Consider the following 19,796-nt stretch of genomic DNA (forward strand, 5'->3'; position numbering starts at 1 on the left):
TGATTCACGGGTTACCCGGGGAAAGCGCTCATGCCGCGCCGCGCCCGGATGTGAGAGGCTCCGTGCGGTCACGCGCCACCGCCTTTCGTTCGAGACTCGCCCATGTTTCACCAGTACTACAAGTGGATCCGATGCTTTCACGCCGTCGCCAAGACGGGCGGCTTCACTTCGGCGGCGCACTACCTGCACATCGGCCAGCCCACGGTGACCGATCAGGTCAAGGCGCTGGAAGAGCGCTTCAACGTGGAGCTGTTCGTTCGCGGCGGGCGCACCGTGCGGCTGACTGCGACCGGCGAGCGGCTCTATGGCATCACCCAGGGCCTCTTCGGCCAGGAAGAAGAAGCCGTCCAGTTCCTGCAGAACGCGCACAAGCTCGAAGCCGGGCTGGTGCGCGTCGGTGCGGTGTCCCCGCCGATCGCGCTGGAGCTGGCCCGCAACTTCAAGCGCGCGCATGCATCACTTGAGCTGACGATTTCCATCGGGTCGGAAGAATCGACCCTGCGCGGGCTCCAGGACTTCGACATCGATGCCGGCATCGTGGTCGAGCCGCCGCCCATCAAAGGCTTGCATAGTGTTCCCTTCCGGAACGAGCGAATCATTGCAGTGGTTCCCGCGGAACATCCATGGACGCGGCGTGCGTCAATCGCCACGCAAGATATCGAAGGCGAAATGGTCATCCTTCGAGAGCCCGGCTCGAAGACCCGCCAGCGCGTCGAGCGCGCATGCCGGCAGAACAACGTGCTCATGCACTGCGTCATGGAAATCAACAGCCGGGAGGCCATCCTGCACGCGGTAGCCAACGGCATGGGCATTGGCTTCGTGACACAGGTCGAATTCATTCCCTTGCCCGGACTCGCGGCGGTCCTGATCGATGACGAGGAGCTGTCGATCAGCTACTCGCTATGCTGTCTTTCGGTGCGAAGGGATAAGCCGTTAATCAGCTCCTTGTTTACGGCGGCACTCCAACGGAGAAGCGCTGAATAGTCGAGTTCGAGGTCTAGGAAAGGCTGCGTCGATACAGCAGCGAGTTCCCGGACCAGTGCGTGCGCACAGCTATCGGCTCAGCCGTCCAGATTCGCTCCAATAAATATTCACCGACCTCGAAGTCTTTTAATTTATGGCTCCAGGGAGCCCAGGGCGAGGCCGAACTGTGCGTCCCTCTCTTTCAGTACGGCATAGCCGATTGCGCACAGGTGTGAGTGGACGCTGGAGTTCGCTGATCAGGTCCAGATGGAGCCCGCTCCTGTCCACGCTTTCACGTGTGTTCTCCGCGTAAGGCAGCAAGTGCGTGTTCGCGAAAGTTCGCTCGAGTTCCCGGAAGCGGCCTTCCTCATCAACCAGTTCGCGCGCGTCGCGTTGCTGCCGGCCAGGGAATACGCCCGGCTCAAGCTCAGGGTGGGCATCAGCCTCGCATGCAGTTCGCTTATCTCGGTGGGGCCAGCGGCGGACATGCGCCGTCCTGGTCGGATCTTGCGCTCCTCGACATCCAGCAGAACGCGTTCTGCGATGTCGGCCACCTGCTCCATATTGATCGCGAACGCCAGGATTTCTCCGCGCCGCCGCAGGCCGAGGTCGTTATCCTGCAGCGCCGCTGGGATGCCACGCAGCATGGTCTCCACCACATCGGCCTGGTACACCGCCCCCTGACCGCGCACGAAAGCGCCGGGTGCGGCGTCGACAGCGCGGTGGCGGCGAGGTGCGGCGTGCGGGCGCCTTCCTGCGGCGCGGTGGGAGAAGGCAGGCATCGCTGGACGCCGTGGTCAGAACACCCAGCAGTCCGCTACCCACATTGGCACAAGCACCAGGCCCAGTGCGGCGCTTGCCGGCAGGAGGTCGGCGGTCGCGAGCACGGCGGTGAGCAGCACGACGGCAAGGCTTGAATAGGCCGGCAGCGTCAACGCGGCACCGACCGTGACGGCCAGCGTCACGTCGCAGCCCAAGCCGGCGAGCAGGCCTTGCAGCGCGCTCATGTGCGTGAGCTCCATCGTCGAGGCGCGCACCAGCTTGAGCGCCAGCATAACGAGTCCCAGGCCCACGAAGATGCGGCCCAGTTCGCCCTGGCGCCGGCCACCGTCATGACCACGCCCACCAGTATGCAAAGCGGCGACAGCCACGACAGGTCGAGCGACAGCGCGAGTGCGACCAGGCTGGTGCCGATGTCCGCGCCGCGTCTCGCCGAGTTTCGCGAGCGCAAGCCCGGCACCGAGGTGCGGGTGTCCACGGCCTTGAGCAGCGACCCGATGTCCAGGGCGGTTTCGACCTGTCCATCCGGCGCGCCCCGGGCGACCAGAGCCAATTCGAGGTGATGCCCCTGTTTGCGGAATCGAGCACCGTCATCGCCAGCCCGACGCTACTCGCGAAGGACAAGCCCCGGCGACCGGTCGAGCTGCTGAAGACCGTCCTTCTTTCCACCGAGACCCGTCCGGGCGACTGGGAAGCATGGCTGGGCGCGGCCGGATGTGGTGACCTGCGCCCCCTGCGGCAGTTGCGCTTCGACCACTTCTTCGTCACGTTACAGGCGGTGGTGGACGGCGTGGGCATGGGCATCGGCACCTTTTCCACGTTGTCATCGGACGAGCGACTGGCCGCATCGCGCGCGTCTTTCCCGACATAGAGATTCCCGGCGACACCTATTTCGCGCTCTTGCCGCTGGACTCCGACAAGCCCAAGCATTTGCTCGAGTTCCTGAAGGGGCTGCTTGAGTGCGCGGCACAGTATCCCTAACCAAGACCCGTTGCACAGCCAAGCGGGATGAGGCGATTCCCTAATCCTGTTCGCAAGATAGTCAGACGGACTCCACCGATCTCTGTCCAGTCTCCCTGATCGCGTCAGTGCCGCTCATGCGGCAACTGGTCGCTCCGCTCGCGCAGCCAAATCCAACATAGCGCCGTCCGAATAGAAATTTCTACGCTCTATTCCGACAGGGGTGCGCAAAGCTGCCGGAAATCCGTCGTTTCGCCATTTCGCGTGACCATCCGGACGCGCCCTGCCATCGCCACAGGATCCGGCTATCGGACCAGGGCGAGCAGCTCGGAAAACGCGGGGTGCTCCGCGGTGCGCAGCCATTCGAAGCCGACCATCTCGGTGGTCACGAGCTCGGCCCCGGCGCCGGCCAGCCGGTCGAAGGCGGCGTCGCGGTTGCGCTCGGTGCGCGAGCTGCAGGCGTCGGTGACGACCCAGACCTCGAACTCGTCCTCCAGCAGGTCGAGCGCGGTCTGCAGCAGGCAGACGTGGGCTTCGCAGCCGGCGATCACGATGGAATTGCGCTCTTCGGCAGCCGCCGCGGGCTTCTGCAGGTGCTTGGGCAGGCTGCGGGCATTGCCCTGCGGCGCCTTCGCCGGCACGCGCAGCCATTCGCCGAGGCCCTCTTCCACGCCGCTGAAGTGCATCTTCGACAGGGTGCGCTGGCACAGCGCGCGGATCTCGGGCATGTTCTCGCCGAGCTTGGAGGGGTTGTGCTCGGTACCCCACACCGGTACCTGGAACAACTGGGCCATCTTGCCGAGCCGCACCGCGTTCTGTGCGACCGCTTCGCCCTCGAAGATCGACGGCATCAGCCGCGCCTGGTAGTCGACCAGGACGAGTTGGGAAAGCGAGGCATCGAGCAGCATGAACCGGTTCTTTCATTCAGATGGAATTGATGGGGCCAGACCGTACCACCGAAACGGCGCGTATCTCTCTAGACTCCGGGCGGATGCGGATCTTCTTTTCGGCCCGGCGCCATTTGCCGATTCTGGCCCTTGGCGCGGCGCTGGTGGTGACCGGATGCGGCGGCCTGCGCACCGCCAAGGCGCCGCTGGACCGCACGCTCGAGAAGAGCAGCTGCACGCCGAATGCCGACACGCTGATCGTGATGCTGCCCGGCGCGTACTCGCACCCCGACGAATTCGAGCGCGAAGGCTTCGTCAAGGCGCTGAACGACAACAGGCTCGCGGTGGACGTGATGCGGGTCGACGCCCACCTGGGCTACTACAACGCCAGGACCATCCTCGAGCGCCTGCACCAGGACGTGATCGCGCCGGCGCGCGGCCAGGGCTACAAGGCCATCTGGATCGTCGGCATCTCGGTCGGCGGCTTCGGTGGACTGCTCTACGCGCAGACCCATCCCGGCGAGCTTGCGGGCCTCGTGGCCATTGCGCCCTATCTCGGGGAACGCGCGCTCGGCGCCGACATCGCCAATGCCGGCGGCCTCGCCCGCTGGACCGGCCCGCTGGGCGATCCGCCGGGCAGCGACCCGCGAATACCGAACGAAACCCAGCTGTGGCAGTGGCTGCGCGGCTACGTCGGCGCCACCGCCACCTTCGGCGCGCGGCCGCCGCTCTACCTGGGCTATGGCGTCGACGACCGCTTTGCCTTCAGCCATCGGCTGCTGGCGGCCGCGCTGCCCGCCAGCCGTGTCTTCACGACCGAAGGCGGCCACGACTGGCCCGAGTGGACGCGGCTCTGGCGCCGCATGCTGCCGACATTGCCGCTGCCGGGCTGCCCCGGCTGAAGGCAGAAGGCGGGCCTCAATTCGGACGCAGGCGCAGCAGCTTGCCGTCGGATTCGTCGGTCAGCACGTAGAGCAGGCCGTCCGGCCCTTGCTTCACATCGCGAATGCGGGCCCGGTCGTCGGCCAGCAGCTTGTGCTCGGCCGCCACCTTGCCGTCCTTCAGCTCGATGCGGTCGAGATAGCCGAACTTGAGCGAACCCACGAACAGGTTGCCCTTCCATGCCGCGCCGTAGCGGTCGCTGGTGAGAAAAGCCATGCCCGAGGGCGCGATCGACGGCACCCAGTAGTGCAGCGGCTGTTCCATGCCGTCCCTTTCGGTGATGCCCTCGCCGATTTTTCCGCCGCCGTAGTTCTCGCCATAGGTGATCACCGGCCAGCCGTAGTTGCGGCCGGCCTGCGGGATGTTGATCTCGTCGCCGCCCTGCGGGCCGTGCTCGGTCATCCAGAAGCGGCCATCGGGCGCGAGCGTCGCGCCCTGCCCGTTGCGGTGGCCATAGCTCCAGATCTCGGGCAGCGCACCCGCCCGGCCGACGAAGGGGTTGTCCTTGGGCGCCGATCCGTCCTTGGCGATGCGCACCACCTTGCCCAGGTGGTTGTCGAGCTTCTGCGCATCTTCCTTGCGGCTGAACCGGTCGCCCAGCGTGAGAAACAGCGTGCCGTCGCGCGCCTCGACGATGCGGCAGCCGAAATGGTTGCGGCTGGCCACCTTGGGCTGCTGGCTGAAGATGATTTTGAGGTTCTCCAGCCGCGTGCCGTCGGCCGAAAGCTGCGTGCTGGCCAATGCCGTGCCGTTGCCCGAACCACCACCGGCTGCGGGTTCCGAGAAGCAGAAATACAGCGTGCGGTTCTTGTCGAAGCCCGAATCGGCCAGCACGTCGAGCAAGCCGCCCTGGCCGCCGGCCGCGATGGGGGGCAGGCCAGTGATGGGCGCGCCGATCTTGCCGTCCGCAGCGATCAGCCGCAACCGCCCGGCCCGCTCCGTGACCACGAAACGGCCGCCCGGCAGAAAAGCCACCCCCCATGGGTTCTCGAGGCCGGTCGAAATGGTTTCCGGCCGTATCTGCGCCATGGCGGCACCCCAGACGGCCAAGCCCGCCACAATGGCCGCCCTTCCTAGGAGGCGCCCAGCTTCCTGAATTCGCAGGTTCATGTCTTTTCCGGGTAGTTGGCGCGATCTTGACGCGAAATGCGGGCCGAATCCAGGCTGTTTGCCTCTTCAATGCGAGTACAAAAGTTCGCTTTCGGCCAATCGCTTATGGTTCATAAAGATCAGCCGTTACATTTTTTCTTCGGTCGAATCAAAAAAAATCAAACAAATCAAAGACTTGAAGATACATTCACCAATTCGGATGAGGTTGACATAACCGGGCGTCATCAATATCCTACGCGCCATGCGTTTTTTTGTCCTACCCGCGTCCCTCCTGTTTGCCGTCGCAGTCCAAGCCGCCCCCCAACAGGATCGAACCGACGACGAACTGGCCCGGTTGCTGGCCGACAAGGGCATCATCGGCCAACTCAGGCAGGTTCGCCAAACCGTCGCTGAACGAACCTCCGACCTGGTGGTGACCGCCATCGGCTTCCTCGGTGTTCCCTATCGCCGCGGCGGCAATTCGGCCGAATCCGGTTTCGACTGCAGCGGCTTCGTTCGCGCGATGTACAACCAGACGCTCGGCCACGTGCTCCCGCGCCGCGCCGAAGAACAGGCCGCCGCCACCGAGAAGATCGATCCCAGCCAGCTCAAGCCCGGCGACCTCGTCTTCTTCAACACCATGCGCCGCGCCTTCAGCCATGTCGGCATCTATGTGGGCGAAGGCAAGTTCATCCACTCGCCGCGCACCGGCGCCCAGGTGCGTGTGGAAGACATGAACGGCAGCTACTGGAGCCGCCGCTTCGACGGCGCACGCCGCGTGCTCGGCGGTGCCCAGAACGACGAGATCAAGGCCGCGGCAACTGCTGCAACCCACACCGGCAACTGAGCCCGCCCCCCCCGAATCCCGCGTCCTCCATCAGGACGAAAAAAATCCCGCCGCGGCGGGATTTTTTGTGGCCGGTCGAACCTCGTTGGTCAGGCCGCCTTCTTGGCCGGCGGCAGGTCGGTACAGGTTCCGTGCGCCACCTCGGCCGCCATGCCGATGCTCTCGCCCAGCGTCGGATGCGGATGGATGGTCTTGCCGATGTCGATCTCGTCGGCGCCCATCTCGATGGCCAGCGCAATCTCCCCGATCATGTCGCCGGCATGCGTGCCGACGATGCCGCCGCCCAGGATGCGGTGCGTCTGGGCGTCGAACAGCAGCTTGGTGAAGCCTTCGTCGCGGCCGTTGGCAATGGCGCGGCCCGAAGCGGTCCACGGAAAATGGCCCTTCTTGATCTTGATGCCTTCGGCCTTGGCCTGGTCTTCGGTGAGACCCACCCACGCCACCTCGGGGTCGGTGTAGGCCACGCTCGGGATCACGCGGGCGTTGAAGGCGGCGCTCGACAATTCCTTGTCGCCCTTCTGTTCGCCGGCAATCACCTCGGCCGCCACATGCGCCTCGTGCACTGCCTTGTGCGCCAGCATCGGCTGGCCGACGATGTCGCCGATGGCAAAGATGTGCGGCACGTTGGTGCGCATCTGGATGTCGACCGGAATGAAGCCCCGGTCGCTCACCGCGACGCCGGCCTTCTCGGCGCCGATCTTCTTGCCGTTCGGGCTGCGGCCCACGGCCTGCAGCACCAGGTCGTAGACCTGCGGTTCCTTCGGCGCCTGCTCGCCCTCGAAGGTCACCTTGATGCCCTCCTTCGTGGCCTCGGCGCCCACCGTCTTGGTCTTGAGCATGATGTTGTCGAAGCGCGGCGCGTTCATCTTCTGCCAGACCTTCACCAGGTCGCGGTCGGCGCCCTGCATCAGGCCGTCGAGCATCTCGACCACGTCCAGGCGCGCGCCCAGCGTCGAATACACCGTGCCCATTTCGAGGCCGATGATGCCGCCGCCCAGGACCAGCATGCGCTTGGGGTCGGTGCCCATCTCGAGCGCGCCGGTGGAATCGACCACGCGCGGGTCCTTGGGCATGAACGGCAGGCTCACGGACTGCGAGCCGGCCGCGATGATCGCATTGCGGAACTTGACGGTCTGCTTCTTGCCGGTGGTGTCCCAACTGGTGCCCGAGGTTTCTTCCACCTCGAGGTGGTACGGGTCGATGAAGTTGCCGACGCCGCGCAGCACCGTCACCTTGCGCATCTTGGCCATGGCCGTGAGGCCGCCGGTGAGCTTGCCCACCACCTTGTTCTTGTGGCCGAGCAGCTTGGCACGGTCGATCGTGGGCGCGGCAAAGCTCACGCCGAGGTCGGCGAAGTGCTTCACCTCGTCCATGACGGAGGCGACGTGCAGCAGCGCCTTGGAAGGAATGCAGCCGACGTTCAGGCACACGCCGCCGAGCGTGGCGTAGCGCTCGATCAGCACGACCTTCAGGCCCAGGTCGGCCGCGCGGAAGGCGGCCGAGTAGCCGCCGGGGCCGGCGCCCAGCACGATCACGTCGCATTCGACGTCGACCTTGCCGCCGTAGCTGGAGGCCGCGGGCGCGGCGACTGGGGCTGCGGCCGGAGCAGCGGCCTTGGGCGCGGGGGCCGCTGCGGCGGGTGCAGGCGCGGCCGCTGCCGGTGCGGGCGCCGCGGCGCCGTCCACCTCGAGCGTCAGCACCACGGAGCCTTCCTTGACCTTGTCGCCCACCTTGACGGCGAGCGACTTCACCACGCCGGCCGCCGACGACGGAATCTCCATCGAGGCCTTGTCCGATTCGACCGTGATCAGCGACTGCTCGGCCTTGACCGTGTCGCCGACGTTGACCAGCACCTCGATCACCGCGACTTCGTCGAAGTCGCCGATGTCGGGCACCTTGATTTGTTGTTCGCTCATTTGGACACTTTCAGTTTGAGTGTGAGAACGTCGACCGGTGGGGCCGAATTGCGATCGAATTCGCAGGCAGCGGCGATACCCGCCTCCGCCACGTCGCGCGAAGTGCGCGACTTGATGTCATAGGCCGCGTGCATGGCGCCGAGCGCAAAGCTGCGTCCCGAGCCGATGCTCCAGAACTGCTTGAACTCGAACACCTCGCGGTAGCTGTAGATGCCGTAGATGCCGCTCTGGTTGGCCATCAGCATCGTGAACTGGCTCGACTCGTAGGGCTCGTGCTCGTCTTCCTTGGTCTGCATGAAGAACGCGTCCTTCAGCACCGGATGCAGCAGCGTGAAGGTGCGGAAGATCTCGTGCTTGCTGCCGAACAGCAGCGCCTCGCGCGACTGCGCGGCCAGCGCATGCTGCAGCACCAGGAAGTGCGCGGCGGCGCCGGCCACGGCAAACAGGCTCTGCCCCGCCGCGTCCTCGACGGTGAAGATCTTCTGGTTGGCCTCGGCGCGATGCGAAAGCCGCGTGTCGCCGAAGGTCACCAGCGAATCCGCCGCCATCGTGACCTGGCCGCCTTTGCGGACGGCCACTACCGTGGTCATAGCAGGATTCGGCGATAGTCCGCGAGCACTTGCCCCAGGTAGGCGTTGAAGCGCGCGGCCAGGGCACCATCGATCACGCGGTGGTCGTAAGACAGCGACAGCGGCAGCGTCAGGCGCGGCACGAACTGCTTGCCGTCCCACACCGGCTTCATCTGGCCCTTGGAGAGACCGAGGATGGCCACTTCGGGGGCGTTGATGATGGGCGTGAAGTGCGTGCCGCCGATGCCGCCGAGCGAGCTGATCGACATGCAGCCGCCCTGCATGTCGGCCGAGCCGAGCTTGCCGTCGCGCGCCTTCTTGGCGAGTTCGCCCATTTCCTGGCTGATCTGCAGGATGCCCTTCTTGTCGGCATCCTTGAGCACCGGCACCACGAGCCCGTTGGGCGTGTCGGCCGCGAAGCCGATGTGGAAGTACTGCTTGTAGACCAGCTGGTCGCCGTCGAGGCTGGCGTTGAAATCGGGGAATTTCTTCAGTGCCGCCACCACCGCCTTGATCACGAAGGCCAGCATCGTGACCTTGATGCCCGACTTCTCGTTCTCCTTGTTGGTGGAGACGCGGAAGGCCTCCAGCTCGGTGATGTCGGCCTCGTCGTTGTTGGTGACGTGCGGAATCATCACCCAGTTGCGGTGCAGGTTGGCGCCGCTGAGCTTCTTGATGCGCGACAGGTCCTTGCGCTCGACCGCGCCGAACTTCGTGAAGTCGACCTTGGGCCAGGGAATGAGGCCCAGTGCAGCGCCATCCGCGCCGCCGCCGGCCGGCGCCTTGGCGGCCGATGCCTTGGTGCTGGCCTGGCCGCTCATCACGGCCTTGGTGAAGCCCTGGACGTCTTCCTGCGTGATGCGGCCCTTGGGACCGGAGCCCTTGACCTCCTCGAGCGGCACGCCGAGCTCGCGTGCGAACTTGCGCACCGAGGGCGAGGCATGCGGCAGATTGCCGGTGGGCGCGACCGTCGGCTCGTGCGGCGCGGCTGCGGCAGCCGGGCTTGCCGCGGGCGCCGGCGATGCGGCGGCCGGCGCGGGTGCACTGGCGGTTGCCGCAGCAGGCGCGGCTGCGGCAGCCTGCGCAGGCGCCGGTGCCGCGGCACCTGCCGAGCCTTCCAATATCGCGATCAGGTCGCCGATGTTGACCGTGTCGCCCACCTTGACCTTGAGCTCCTTGAGCACGCCGGCTGCCGACGATGGAATCTCCATCGAGGCCTTGTCCGACTCCACCGTGATCAGCGACTGGTCAGCCGTGATCGTGTCGCCGGGCTTCACCAGCAGCTCGATGACCGCGACGTCCTTGAAGTCGCCGATGTCGGGCACCTTGACTTCGACCGGGCCCGAGGCCGCAGGCGCGGCAGCCGGTGCTGGCGCCGCGGCTGCGGGTGCCGGGGCGGCCGCCGCAGGGGCCGGGGCCGCTGCGGGCGCCGGCGCAGCGGCCGCGCCTTCGGCCTCCAGCACGAGCACCACCGAGCCCTCCTTCACCTTGCTGCCGACCTCGACCTTCAGTTCCTTGACCACACCGGCAGTCGACGACGGGATCTCCATCGACGCCTTGTCCGATTCCACGGTGATGAGCGACTGCTCGGCCTTGACCGTGTCGCCCACCTTCACGAGCACCTCGATCACCGCGACTTCATCGAAATCGCCGATGTCCGGCACCTTGACTTCCACTGCTGCCATATTGTTCGTCTCCCGCCGTGAGGCGCCGTTCGTTCGTTGGTTGTTGCTTATTGATGTTCAGGCGTAAAGCGGGTTGACCTTGTCGACATTGATGCCGTACTTCTTGATCGCCTCGACCACCTTGGCTACCGGCACCGTGCCATCTTCGCTCAAAGCCTTGAGCGCGGCCACCACGATGTAGTGGCGGTTGATCTCGAAGTGCTCGCGCAGCTTGTTGCGGAAGTCGCTGCGGCCGAAGCCGTCGGTGCCCAGCACCTTGTAGTTGCGGCCCTTCGGGATGAAGGGGCGGATCTGCTCGGCGTAGGCCTTCATGTAGTCGGTCGATGCCACCACCGGTCCGGTCGTGGGTGCCAGTTGCTCGGCCACGAAGGGCACGCGCGGCGCCTGGTCCGGGTGCAGCAGGTTCCAGCGGTCGGCGTCCTGGCCGTCGCGCGTCAGCTCGTTGAAGCTCGGGCAGCTCCACACCGAGGCCGAAACGCCCCAGTCCTTTTCGAGCAGCTCCTGCGCCGCGAAGCTTTCGCGCAGGATCGTGCCGCTGCCCAGCAACTGCACGGTGGGCGACTTGGCCTTCAGCGCCGGGCCCTGCCTGGACAGGTACATGCCCTTGATGATCTGCTCCTCGGTGCCGGGCTGCAGGCCGGGCATCGGGTAGTTCTCGTTCAGCAGCGTGAGGTAGTAGTAGACGTTGTCCTGCTTCTCGACCATGCGCTTCAAGCCATGGTGCAGGATCACGCCCACTTCGTGCGCGAAGGTCGGGTCGTAGCTCACGCAGTTGGGGATGGTGTTGGCCAGGATGTGGCTGTGGCCGTCTTCGTGCTGCAGGCCTTCGCCGTTGAGCGTGGTGCGCCCCGAGGTGCCGCCCAGCAGGAAGCCGCGCGCCTGCATGTCGCCGGCCGCCCAGGCCAGGTCGCCGATGCGCTGGAAGCCGAACATCGAGTAGTACACGTAGAACGGCACCATGATGCGGTTGTTCGTGCTGTACGACGTGGCCGCCGCGATCCAGCTCGACATGCCGCCGGCTTCGTTGATGCCTTCCTGCAGGATCTGGCCGGCCTTGTCTTCCTTGTAGTACATGACCTGGTCCTTGTCGACCGGGGTGTACTGCTGGCCAGCGGGGTTGTAGATGCCGATCTGGCGGAACAACCCTTCCATGCCGAAGGTGCGCGCCTCGTCCACCAGGATGGGCACCACGCGCGGACCCAGCGCCTTGTCGCGCAGGAGCTGCGTGAGGAAGCGCACGTAGGCCTGCGTGGTGGAGATCTCGCGGCCCTCGGCCGTGGGTTCCATCACCGACTTGAAGGTGTCCAGCGAGGGAACCGTGAAGCTCTCGTCGGCCTTGGTGCGGCGGTGCGGCAGGTAGCCGCCCAGGGCCTTGCGGCGCTCGTGCAGGTACTTCATTTCCGGCGTGTCGTCGGCCGGCTTGTAGAACGGCAGGTCGGCGATCTTGCTGTCCGGGATCGGGATGTTGAAGCGGTCGCGGAAGGCCATGATGTCCTCATCGCTGAGCTTCTTGGTCTGGTGGACGTTGTTCTTGCCCTCGCCGATCTTGCCCATGCCGAAGCCCTTGACCGTCTTGATCAGGAGCACCGTGGGCTGGCCCTTGTGCTTCACGGCCGCGTCGAAGGCCGCGTAGACCTTCTGCGAGTCGTGGCCGCCGCGGCGCAGCTGCCAGATGTCGTCGTCGCTCATCTTGGAGACCATCTCGAGCGTGCGCGGATCGCGGCCGAAGAAGTGCTTGCGGACGTAGGCGCCGTCGTTGGCCTTGAAGGCCTGGTAGTCGCCGTCGTTGGTCTCCATCATGATCTTGCGCAGCGCACCTTCCTTGTCGCGCGCCAGCAGCGGGTCCCAGCTGCTGCCCCAGATCAGCTTGATGACGTTCCAGCCCGAACCGCGGAATTCGCCTTCGAGCTCCTGGATGATCTTGCCGTTGCCGCGCACCGGGCCGTCCAGGCGCTGCAGGTTGCAGTTGATGACGAAGATCAGGTTGTCCAGGCCTTCGCGTGCGGCCAGGCCGATGGCGCCCAGCGATTCGACTTCGTCCATTTCGCCGTCGCCGCAGAACACCCAGACCTTGCGGTTCTCGGTGTTGGCAATGCCGCGGGCGTGCAGGTACTTGAGGAAGCGGGCCTGGTAGATGGCCATCAGCGGGCCGAGGCCCATCGAGACGGTCGGGAATTGCCAGAACTCGGGCATCAGCTTGGGATGCGGATAGCTGGAAAGGCCCTTGCCGTCGACTTCCTGGCGGAAATTGAGCAGCTGCTCTTCGCTCAGTCGGCCTTCGAGGTAGGCGCGGGCATAGATGCCGGGCGAGACGTGGCCCTGGATGTAGAGGCAGTCGCCGCCGTGGTTTTCGCTCTCGGCGTGCCAGAAGTGGTTGAAGCCGGCGCCGAACATGTTCGCCAGCGAGGCGAAGGAGCCGATGTGGCCGCCGAGGTCGCCGCCTTCGGCCGGGTGGTGGCGGTTGGCCTTGACCACCATCGCCATGGCGTTCCAGCGCATGTAGGCGCGCAGGCGCTCCTCGATCTCGAGGTTGCCGGGGCAGCGCTCTTCCTGGTCGGGCTCGATGGTGTTGACGTAGGCCGTGTTGGCGGAGAACGGCTTGTCGATGCTGTGCTGCCGCGCATGTTCGAGCAGCTGCTCGAGAAGGAAGTGGGCCCGTTCAGGTCCCTCGCTTTGGATGACGGAGGACAGTGCATCCATCCATTCACGGGTTTCCTGGGCGTCCGCGTCGTTCGCGGCCGAGCCGAACAGGTTCTCGGGATTTGCCGACATGCTTGTCTCTCCTTTAGGGCTGTGGCTGTAATTTAGTGCGCTCTTCGATCACCGCGCGGAAGTTTCTCATAGAAATGCTTCCATTTCAAATAGTGCATGCTGATTTCTTAATGTGATATTTTGGAAACAAAGTCGTCCGCGTCGGAATCAATGGCACTGCGGCCCTGCTCTCCTTGGCGCAGAGGCCATCACCTAAACTCGCAGGATGCCTTTTTCCTCTCCGCTGGCGGTTGCCCGCAGCGCCGTGAATGCGTCTCCGCTCTCGTGGTGGCGCCGCTGGTGGCGCCAGCAAACGCCGGTGCTGCAAGACGCGGTCGCCATGCTGGCGCCGATTGCGGCGGTGCTGCTGTTCCTGGCGGCCATCGTGTCGGCGTTCTGGTACCTGCGCACCGAGGAAGTCGAGCGCGAGCAGGAATCCGTGCGGCGCGATGTCGAATACGCGCAGCAGCGCATGCGCCTGCGCCTGCTCGAGCGCCAGGAACAGCTGATGCGCATCGCGCGCGACGCCTCCAACCGCGAGATCGACCCGATCGAATTCGCGAGCCGCGCGGAATCGCTCGTGAGCCAGTTCCCCGAGCTGCAGACCGTCACCTGGATCGACGACCGGCGCCGCTTCAAGGCCGGCTATTCGGCGCCGAGCGTGCATCCCGCGCAGCAGCACCTGATCGGCGACGTGCTGCGCCCGGGCGACGTGGAGAGCAACTACGCCCTGGCCCGCGAGCTGCGCCAGCCGGTTTTCTCCCAGCCGGTGGCGGGCAGCGATCCCGCGGCAATGCTGCAGCTGCACATTCCGCTCTTCGACCAGGGCCTGTTCGCGGGCGTGGTGCTGGGCGAGTTTTCGGTCGACGGCCTGCTGCGCTACGGCATGCCCTCGGAAGTGCAGGCGCGCTACGCGGTCTCGCTGCTCGACGCCAAGGGCAACGTGCTCGCGGGCAATACGGCCAACCTGAGGGAAGGCGGCACGCGGCTCCTCCCCTGGCCCGAAAGAACCAATGAGTACGAAGTGCCGGTGTCGCCCGTCGGCAATGCACTGGTGTTGCGCGCACAGGCCTACCGCACCTCGCAGGGGGTGGTCGGCAACGGACTGTTCTGGCTGGTCTGCGCGCTCAGCGTGCTGACCAGCTGGATGCTGATCGGCACCTGGCGCCACACCCGGCGGCGCCAGCAGGCCCAGCAGCGGCTGGTTGCCGAGACCAACTTCCGCCGCGCGATGGAAAACTCCATGCTCACCGGCATGCGCGTGCTCGACCTGCAGGGCCGCATCACCTACGTGAACGCCGCCTTCTGCGCAATGACGGGCTGGAGCGAAGCCGAGCTGGTGGGCCAGTCGCCGCCCTTCCCCTATTGGCTGGAGTCGGACCGCGAAGTGATGAACGAGCGGCTCGAGGAAGAACTGCACGGGCGCGCCCTGCCCGGCGGCTTCCAGGTGCGCGTGAAGCGCAAGAACGGCAGCGTGTTCAACGCCCGGCTCTATGTGTCGCCGCTGATCGACGCGCGCGGCCACCAGACCGGCTGGATGACGTCGATGACCGACATCACCGAACCCACGCGCATCCGCGAGCAGCTGTCGGCTTCCTACGAGCGCTTCACCACGGTGCTGGAGGCGCTCGACGCCGCCGTGTCGGTTGCGCCCATCGGCAGCGAGGAACTGCTGTTCGCAAACAAGCTGTACCGGCTCTGGTTCGGCTCCGACACCGTGGGCCACCTGGGCATGGTGGCGCAGGCCGGCGTGCCCACCTCCAATGCGCACGACGAGGGCCTGGACGACGTCGACCCCTACGCCGGCCTGCCGATCGACACCCTGACCGCCGCCCAGGCTGCCAACAACGAGATCTTCGTGCCGCACCTGGGCAAGTGGCTCGAAGTGCGCTCGCGCTACCTCACCTGGGTCGACGGCCGGCTGGCCCAGCTGGTGATCGCCACCGACATCACGCCGCGGCGCGACGCCGAGGAGCAGGCCGCCGCGCAGGCCGACCGCGCGCAGGCCGCGAGCCGCCTGATCACGATGGGCGAGATGGCCTCCAGCGTGGCGCACGAGCTCAACCAGCCGCTGACGGCCATCACCAACTACTGCAACGGCATGATGTCGCGCATCAAGGGGCAGGCCATCGACACCGAGGCGCTGCTCGCGGCACTGGAGAAAACCTCCAAGCAGGCGCAGCGCGCGGGGCAGATCATCCAGCGCATCCGCTCGTTCGTGAAGCGCAGCGAGCCCAACCGCACCGCCGCCGACGTGTCGACCATGGTCAGCGAGGCGGTCGAGCTCGCAGGCATCGAGCTGCGGCGGCGCAACGTGCGGCTCAACCACTACGTGGCCGCGCGGCTGCCGGTGGTGCAGGTGGACCCGATCCTGATCGAGCAGGTGATGGTCAACCTGCTGAAGAACGCGGCCGAATCGATCGACATTGCCGAGCGGCCGCTCGCGCGCCGCAGCGTCGAACTGCGCGTGCTGCCCAAGGTGATCGAGGGCCACAACGCCATCGAGTTCTCGGTGCAGGACACCGGCAAGGGCCTGGCCCCCGAGGTGATGGACCGCCTGTACGAAGCCTTCTTCTCCACCAAGCCCGAAGGCATGGGCATCGGGCTGAACCTCTGCCGCACCATCGTGGAGTCCCACCGCGGCCGGATGCAGGCGGAGAACATCTACAATGGTCCGGATGTGATCGGATGCCGTTTTTCCTTCTGGATTCCGGTGTTGGACGCTCCCAGTTCCGTAGCAAGCGACGAGGCAAAGGTACCTGCATGAGTTTGATTCCGAAGAAGGGCACTGTCTATGTCGTCGACGACGACGAAGCCGTGCGAGATTCGCTGCAATGGCTGCTCGAAGGCAAGGACTACCGGGTTCGCTGCTTCGATTCGGCCGAGTCCTTCCTCTCCCGATACGACCCGCGCGAAGTCGCCTGTCTGATCGTCGACATCCGCATGGCCGGCATGACCGGCCTCGAACTGCAGGACCGGCTGATCGAACGGCGCTCCCCGCTGCCCATCGTGGTGATCACCGGCCACGGCGACGTGCCGATGGCGGTCGACAGCATGAAGAAGGGCGCGATGGATTTCATCCAGAAGCCGTTCAACGACGAGGAACTCGTCACGCTGGTCGAGCGCATGCTCGAGCACGCGCGCGGCGCCTTCACGCAGCACCAGCAGTCGGCCAGCCGCGATGCGCTGCTGTCCAAGCTCACCGGCCGCGAGGCCCAGGTGCTCGAGCGCATCGTCGCCGGCCGCCTGAACAAGCAGATTGCCGACGACCTGGGCATCAGCATCAAGACGGTCGAGGCGCACCGCGCCAACATCATGGAAAAGCTCAACGCCAACACCGTGGCCGATCTGCTCAAGATCGCACTCGGGCAGGCGGCACCGGCCGCCAAGGCCTAGAAGCTATCCGGCCGATAGCAATGAATGACTCCCACGCCTGCGCAAGCGGGCGTTTTTACTTGGAAAATCGAAACCGATGACCGCCCAACTGATCGACGGCAACGCCCTCGCCAAAACCATTCGCGCCGAGGTTGCCGGCCGCACCGCCGCACTGAAGGCCAAGGGCGTGGAGCCGGCCCTTTCCATCATCCTCGTGGGCAGCGACCCGGCCAGCCAGGTCTACACGAAGCACAAGGTCAACGACAGCACCGAAACCGGCCTTGCGGCCACGCTCGAAACCTACCCCGCCGACATGAGCGAGGCCGCGCTGCTCGACCGCATCCGCGCCCTCAACGACGATCCCAAGGTGCACGGCATCCTGGTCCAGCTGCCGCTGCCCAGGCACATGGACAGCCAGAAGGTCATCGAGACGATCTCGCCCGCCAAGGACGTGGACGGCTTCCACGTGGCCAGCGCCGGTGCGCTCATGACCGGCGCGCCGGGCTTCTGGCCCTGCACGCCCTACGGCTGCATGAAGATGCTCGAATCCATCGGCTACGACCTGCGCGGCAAGCACGCGGTGGTCATCGGCCGCAGCAACATCGTCGGCAAGCCGATGGCCATGATGCTGCTCGCCAGGAGCGCGACCGTGACCATCTGCCACAGCGCCACGCAAGACCTGGCCGCCTTCACGCGCCAGGCCGACGTGATCGTTGCCGCGGTGGGCAAGCGCAACATCCTGACGGCCGGCATGGTGAAGCCCGGCGCGGTCGTGATCGACGTGGGCATGAACCGCAAGGAAGACGGCAAGCTCGCGGGCGACGTCGACTTCGACGGCGTCAAGGAAGTGGCCGGCTGGATCACCCCCGTGCCCGGCGGCGTCGGCCCCATGACGCGCGCCATGCTTCTGGTCAACACCCTTGAAGCGGCCGAACGCGCCGCCAAGTGATCCACATGGCCATGACGAACAACCCCCTCCTCGACTTCACCGATCTCCCGCTGTTCGACCGCATCAAGCCCGAACACGTTGCGCCCGCGGTCGACATCCTGCTGGCCGAAGCCGAGGCGGCGCTGCAGGCCGTGACGGCGGCCGACTTCCCCGCCGACTGGAATGCGATCTCCAAGGTGCTCGACGTGGCCTCCGAGCGCTTCAGCCGCGCCTGGGGCGCCGTCGGCCATCTCAACGCCGTGGCCGACACGCCGGAGCTGCGCGCCGCCTACAACGAGGCCATGCCGCGCGTGACCGCCTTCTGGACCCGCCTGGGTTCCGACGAGCGCCTCTATGCCAAGTACAAGGCCATCGACGTGGCCACCCTCAACCCCGAGCAGCGCCAGGCGCACAAGAATGCCGTGCGCAACTTCGTGCTGGGCGGTGCGGAACTGCAGGGCGAGGCGAAAAAGCGCTTTGCCGACATCCAGGAGCGCCAGGCCGAGCTGAGCCAGAAGTTCAGCGAGAACGCGCTCGATGCCACCGACGCCTTCTCGTACTACGCGGCGCTGGGCGAGCTCGGGGGCGTGCCCGAAGACGTGGTGAGCGCGGCCCGCGCAGCAGCCGAAGCCGAAGGCAAGCAGGGCTACAAGCTCACGCTCAAGATGCCCTGCTACCTGCCCGTGATGCAGTTCGCCAGGAGCAGCGCGCTGCGCGAAACGCTCTACCGCGCCTACGTCACCCGCGCCAGCGAGCTCGGCGATCCGGCCTTCGACAACACGGCCTTGATCAACGAGATCCTCGCGCTGCGCGAAGAAGAAGCAAAGCTGCTCGGCTACCGGAATTTCGGCGAGCTCTCGGTCGTGCCCAAGATGGCCGAGTCGCCCGAGCAGGTGATCAAGTTCCTGCGCGATCTCGCGGCCAAGGCCAAGCCCTACGGCGAACGCGACCTGGCCGACCTGCGCGCCTTTGCCGCGGAGCAGTTGGGCATCACCGATCCGCAGGCCTGGGACTGGAGCTACATCGGCGAGAAGCTCAAGGAAGCGCGCTACGCCTTCAGCGAGCAGGAGGTCAAGCAGTACTTCCCGGCGCCCAAGGTGATGGCCGGCCTGTTCAAGATCGTCGAGACGCTGTTCGAGGTTTCGATCCGCCGCGACAGCGCGCCCACCTGGCACCCGAGCGTCGAGGTCTACCGCATCGAGCGGGCCGGGCAGAAGGTCGGCCAGTTCTACCTCGATCCTTCCGCCCGTGCCGCCAAGCGCGGCGGCGCCTGGATGGACGACGTGCGCGCGCGCTGGCTGCGCCCGGACGACGGCGTGCTGCAAACGCCCGTCGCGCAGCTCGTGTGCAACTTTGCGAGCGGTGTCGATGGCAAGCCGCCGCTGCTCACGCACGACGACGTGACCACGCTGTTCCATGAATTCGGCCACGGACTGCACCACATGCTCACGCAGGTGAACGAGCGCGACGTCTCGGGCATCAGCGGCGTCGAATGGGACGCGGTCGAGCTGCCGAGCCAGTTCATGGAGAACTTCTGCTGGGAGTGGGACGTGCTCAGGCACATGACGGCCCACGTCGACACCGGCGAGCCGCTGCCGCGCGCGCTGTTCGACAAGATGACCGCCGCCAAGAACTTCCAGAGCGGCCTGCAGACGCTGCGCCAGATCGAGTTCTCGCTGTTCGACATGCTGCTGCACACCGAATACCAGGCCGCCGCCGCGCAGCCGGGCGGCGTGCTCGCGCTGCTGGGCAAGGTGCGCGCCGAAGTGGCCGTGATGCCCTCGCCTCCTTTCAGCCGCACGCCCAACACCTTCAGCCACATCTTCTCGGGCGGCTACGCGGCCGGCTACTACAGCTACAAGTGGGCCGAGGTGCTGAGCGCCGACGCCTATGCGGCCTTCGAGGAAACCGTGGGCGCCGACGGCCAGCCGAACATCGAGACCGGCCGCAGGTACCGCCAGGCCATCCTCGAAGCCGGCGGGAGCCGCAGCGCCATGGATTCGTTCAAGGCCTTCCGCGGCCGCGAGCCCCAGCTTGATGCGCTGCTGCGACACCAGGGCATGGCGCAGACCCAGCCCGCTTGATGCGGGCCTGAAGCTTGCGA

At 66.0% G+C, this 19,796-nt stretch carries 16 protein-coding genes; 8 read left to right on the forward strand and 8 right to left on the reverse strand.

Going from position 1 to position 19,796, the window contains the following annotated elements; genetic code table 11:
* The first annotated feature begins 102 nt into the window (after positions 1 to 102).
* Positions 103 to 984, forward strand: coding sequence for a LysR substrate-binding domain-containing protein (locus VPA02S_RS01520; RefSeq protein ID WP_018902803.1), 882 nt, complete (start codon positions 103 to 105; stop codon positions 982 to 984).
* A 236-nt stretch (positions 985 to 1,220) separates the two neighbouring features.
* Here the strand turns inward: VPA02S_RS01520 and VPA02S_RS01525 are convergent, their stop codons facing one another.
* Both VPA02S_RS01525 and VPA02S_RS31630 read right to left on the reverse strand, forming a co-directional pair.
* Positions 1,221 to 1,745 (reverse strand): hypothetical protein, encoded by a 525-nt coding sequence (locus VPA02S_RS01525; RefSeq protein WP_155247778.1) that lies wholly within the window; start codon positions 1,743 to 1,745, stop codon positions 1,221 to 1,223.
* A gap of 15 nt (positions 1,746 to 1,760) precedes the next feature.
* Positions 1,761 to 2,099, reverse strand: a complete 339-nt coding sequence (locus VPA02S_RS31630) for a hypothetical protein (RefSeq protein WP_155247779.1) — start codon at positions 2,097 to 2,099, stop codon at positions 1,761 to 1,763.
* Between the two features lie 203 nt (positions 2,100 to 2,302).
* On the opposite strand from VPA02S_RS31630, the gene VPA02S_RS01540 reads away from it, so the two are divergent.
* A complete protein-coding gene (locus VPA02S_RS01540) occupies positions 2,303 to 2,614 on the forward strand; it encodes a LysR substrate-binding domain-containing protein (RefSeq protein ID WP_244883324.1) in 312 nt (103 codons plus the stop codon).
* Positions 2,615 to 3,008: 394 nt separating this feature from the next.
* Here the strand turns inward: VPA02S_RS01540 and VPA02S_RS01545 are convergent, their stop codons facing one another.
* Positions 3,009 to 3,611: an isochorismatase family protein gene (locus VPA02S_RS01545; protein ID WP_062361644.1), complete on the reverse strand. Its 603-nt coding sequence runs from the start codon at positions 3,609 to 3,611 to the stop codon at positions 3,009 to 3,011.
* 83 nt (positions 3,612 to 3,694) lie between these two features.
* Here VPA02S_RS01545 and VPA02S_RS01550 point away from each other — a divergent pair, with 83 nt between their 5' ends.
* Entirely contained in the window at positions 3,695 to 4,492 is a 798-nt protein-coding gene (locus tag VPA02S_RS01550; RefSeq protein WP_062361647.1) for an alpha/beta fold hydrolase, read from the forward strand.
* A 16-nt stretch (positions 4,493 to 4,508) separates the two neighbouring features.
* On the opposite strand, the gene VPA02S_RS01555 is transcribed toward VPA02S_RS01550, so the two are convergent.
* Entirely contained in the window at positions 4,509 to 5,642 is a 1,134-nt protein-coding gene (locus VPA02S_RS01555; protein ID WP_062361650.1) for a PQQ-dependent sugar dehydrogenase, read from the reverse strand.
* A gap of 241 nt (positions 5,643 to 5,883) precedes the next feature.
* Between VPA02S_RS01555 and VPA02S_RS01560 the strand changes: the two genes are divergently transcribed.
* Positions 5,884 to 6,468, forward strand: a complete 585-nt coding sequence (locus VPA02S_RS01560) for a C40 family peptidase (RefSeq protein WP_012747285.1) — start codon at positions 5,884 to 5,886, stop codon at positions 6,466 to 6,468.
* 89 nt (positions 6,469 to 6,557) lie between these two features.
* On the opposite strand, the gene lpdA is transcribed toward VPA02S_RS01560, so the two are convergent.
* Genes lpdA through aceE form a run of 4 tightly spaced genes read right to left on the reverse strand, consistent with a single transcriptional unit; the run spans position 6,558 to position 13,410 of the window.
* Positions 6,558 to 8,384 (reverse strand): dihydrolipoyl dehydrogenase, encoded by a 1,827-nt coding sequence (gene lpdA / locus VPA02S_RS01565; RefSeq protein ID WP_062361652.1) that lies wholly within the window; start codon positions 8,382 to 8,384, stop codon positions 6,558 to 6,560.
* Entirely contained in the window at positions 8,381 to 8,974 is a 594-nt protein-coding gene (locus VPA02S_RS01570; RefSeq protein ID WP_062361655.1) for an Ntn hydrolase family protein, read from the reverse strand. Before VPA02S_RS01570 ends, lpdA begins: the two co-directional genes overlap by 4 nt.
* Entirely contained in the window at positions 8,971 to 10,638 is a 1,668-nt protein-coding gene (gene aceF, locus VPA02S_RS01575; RefSeq protein ID WP_062361659.1) for a dihydrolipoyllysine-residue acetyltransferase, read from the reverse strand. Before aceF ends, VPA02S_RS01570 begins: the two co-directional genes overlap by 4 nt.
* A 57-nt stretch (positions 10,639 to 10,695) precedes the next feature.
* Positions 10,696 to 13,410 (reverse strand): pyruvate dehydrogenase (acetyl-transferring), homodimeric type, encoded by a 2,715-nt coding sequence (aceE, locus tag VPA02S_RS01580; protein WP_012747281.1) that lies wholly within the window; start codon positions 13,408 to 13,410, stop codon positions 10,696 to 10,698.
* A gap of 205 nt (positions 13,411 to 13,615) precedes the next feature.
* Between aceE and VPA02S_RS01585 the strand changes: the two genes are divergently transcribed.
* The 4 genes from VPA02S_RS01585 to VPA02S_RS01600 all read left to right on the forward strand — a co-directional run bounded on the left by VPA02S_RS01585 (position 13,616) and on the right by VPA02S_RS01600 (position 19,776).
* Positions 13,616 to 16,156, forward strand: a complete 2,541-nt coding sequence (locus tag VPA02S_RS01585; RefSeq protein ID WP_012747280.1) for a PAS domain-containing sensor histidine kinase — start codon at positions 13,616 to 13,618, stop codon at positions 16,154 to 16,156.
* Positions 16,153 to 16,785, forward strand: coding sequence for a response regulator transcription factor (locus VPA02S_RS01590; RefSeq protein ID WP_012747279.1), 633 nt, complete (start codon positions 16,153 to 16,155; stop codon positions 16,783 to 16,785). Before VPA02S_RS01585 ends, VPA02S_RS01590 begins: the two co-directional genes overlap by 4 nt.
* Before the next feature lie 76 nt (positions 16,786 to 16,861).
* Positions 16,862 to 17,713, forward strand: coding sequence for a bifunctional methylenetetrahydrofolate dehydrogenase/methenyltetrahydrofolate cyclohydrolase FolD (gene folD / locus VPA02S_RS01595; RefSeq protein WP_012747278.1), 852 nt, complete (start codon positions 16,862 to 16,864; stop codon positions 17,711 to 17,713).
* Positions 17,714 to 17,718: 5 nt separating this feature from the next.
* The gene (locus tag VPA02S_RS01600) at positions 17,719 to 19,776 is read left to right on the forward strand and encodes a M3 family metallopeptidase (protein ID WP_012747277.1); all 2,058 of its coding nucleotides are present in this window, start codon (positions 17,719 to 17,721) and stop codon (positions 19,774 to 19,776) included.
* Positions 19,777 to 19,796 lie beyond the last annotated feature (20 nt).

The organism is Variovorax paradoxus NBRC 15149 (assembly GCF_001591365.1).
In the GTDB taxonomy this organism is placed as follows: Bacteria; Pseudomonadota; Gammaproteobacteria; order Burkholderiales; family Burkholderiaceae_C; genus Variovorax; species Variovorax paradoxus.

Bases quoted from the DNA above. Each gene is read 5' to 3' on its own strand.
- VPA02S_RS01570 (WP_062361655.1), bottom strand. From the start codon at position 8,974: ATGACCACGGTAGTGGCCGTCCGCAAAGGCGGCCAGGTCACGATGGCG.
- aceE (WP_012747281.1), bottom strand. From the start codon at position 13,410: ATGTCGGCAAATCCCGAGAACCTGTTCGGCTCGGCCGCGAACGACGCG.
- VPA02S_RS01520 (WP_018902803.1), top strand. From the start codon at position 103: ATGTTTCACCAGTACTACAAGTGGATCCGATGCTTTCACGCCGTCGCC.
- VPA02S_RS01525 (WP_155247778.1), bottom strand. From the start codon at position 1,745: ATGCCTGCCTTCTCCCACCGCGCCGCAGGAAGGCGCCCGCACGCCGCA.
- VPA02S_RS01590 (WP_012747279.1), top strand. From the start codon at position 16,153: ATGAGTTTGATTCCGAAGAAGGGCACTGTCTATGTCGTCGACGACGAC.
- VPA02S_RS01585 (WP_012747280.1), top strand. From the start codon at position 13,616: ATGCCTTTTTCCTCTCCGCTGGCGGTTGCCCGCAGCGCCGTGAATGCG.
- VPA02S_RS01555 (WP_062361650.1), bottom strand. From the start codon at position 5,642: ATGAACCTGCGAATTCAGGAAGCTGGGCGCCTCCTAGGAAGGGCGGCC.
- VPA02S_RS01550 (WP_062361647.1), top strand. From the start codon at position 3,695: ATGCGGATCTTCTTTTCGGCCCGGCGCCATTTGCCGATTCTGGCCCTT.
- VPA02S_RS01600 (WP_012747277.1), top strand. From the start codon at position 17,719: ATGGCCATGACGAACAACCCCCTCCTCGACTTCACCGATCTCCCGCTG.
- lpdA (WP_062361652.1), bottom strand. From the start codon at position 8,384: ATGAGCGAACAACAAATCAAGGTGCCCGACATCGGCGACTTCGACGAA.
- folD (WP_012747278.1), top strand. From the start codon at position 16,862: ATGACCGCCCAACTGATCGACGGCAACGCCCTCGCCAAAACCATTCGC.
- aceF (WP_062361659.1), bottom strand. From the start codon at position 10,638: ATGGCAGCAGTGGAAGTCAAGGTGCCGGACATCGGCGATTTCGATGAA.
- VPA02S_RS01545 (WP_062361644.1), bottom strand. From the start codon at position 3,611: ATGCTGCTCGATGCCTCGCTTTCCCAACTCGTCCTGGTCGACTACCAG.
- VPA02S_RS01560 (WP_012747285.1), top strand. From the start codon at position 5,884: ATGCGTTTTTTTGTCCTACCCGCGTCCCTCCTGTTTGCCGTCGCAGTC.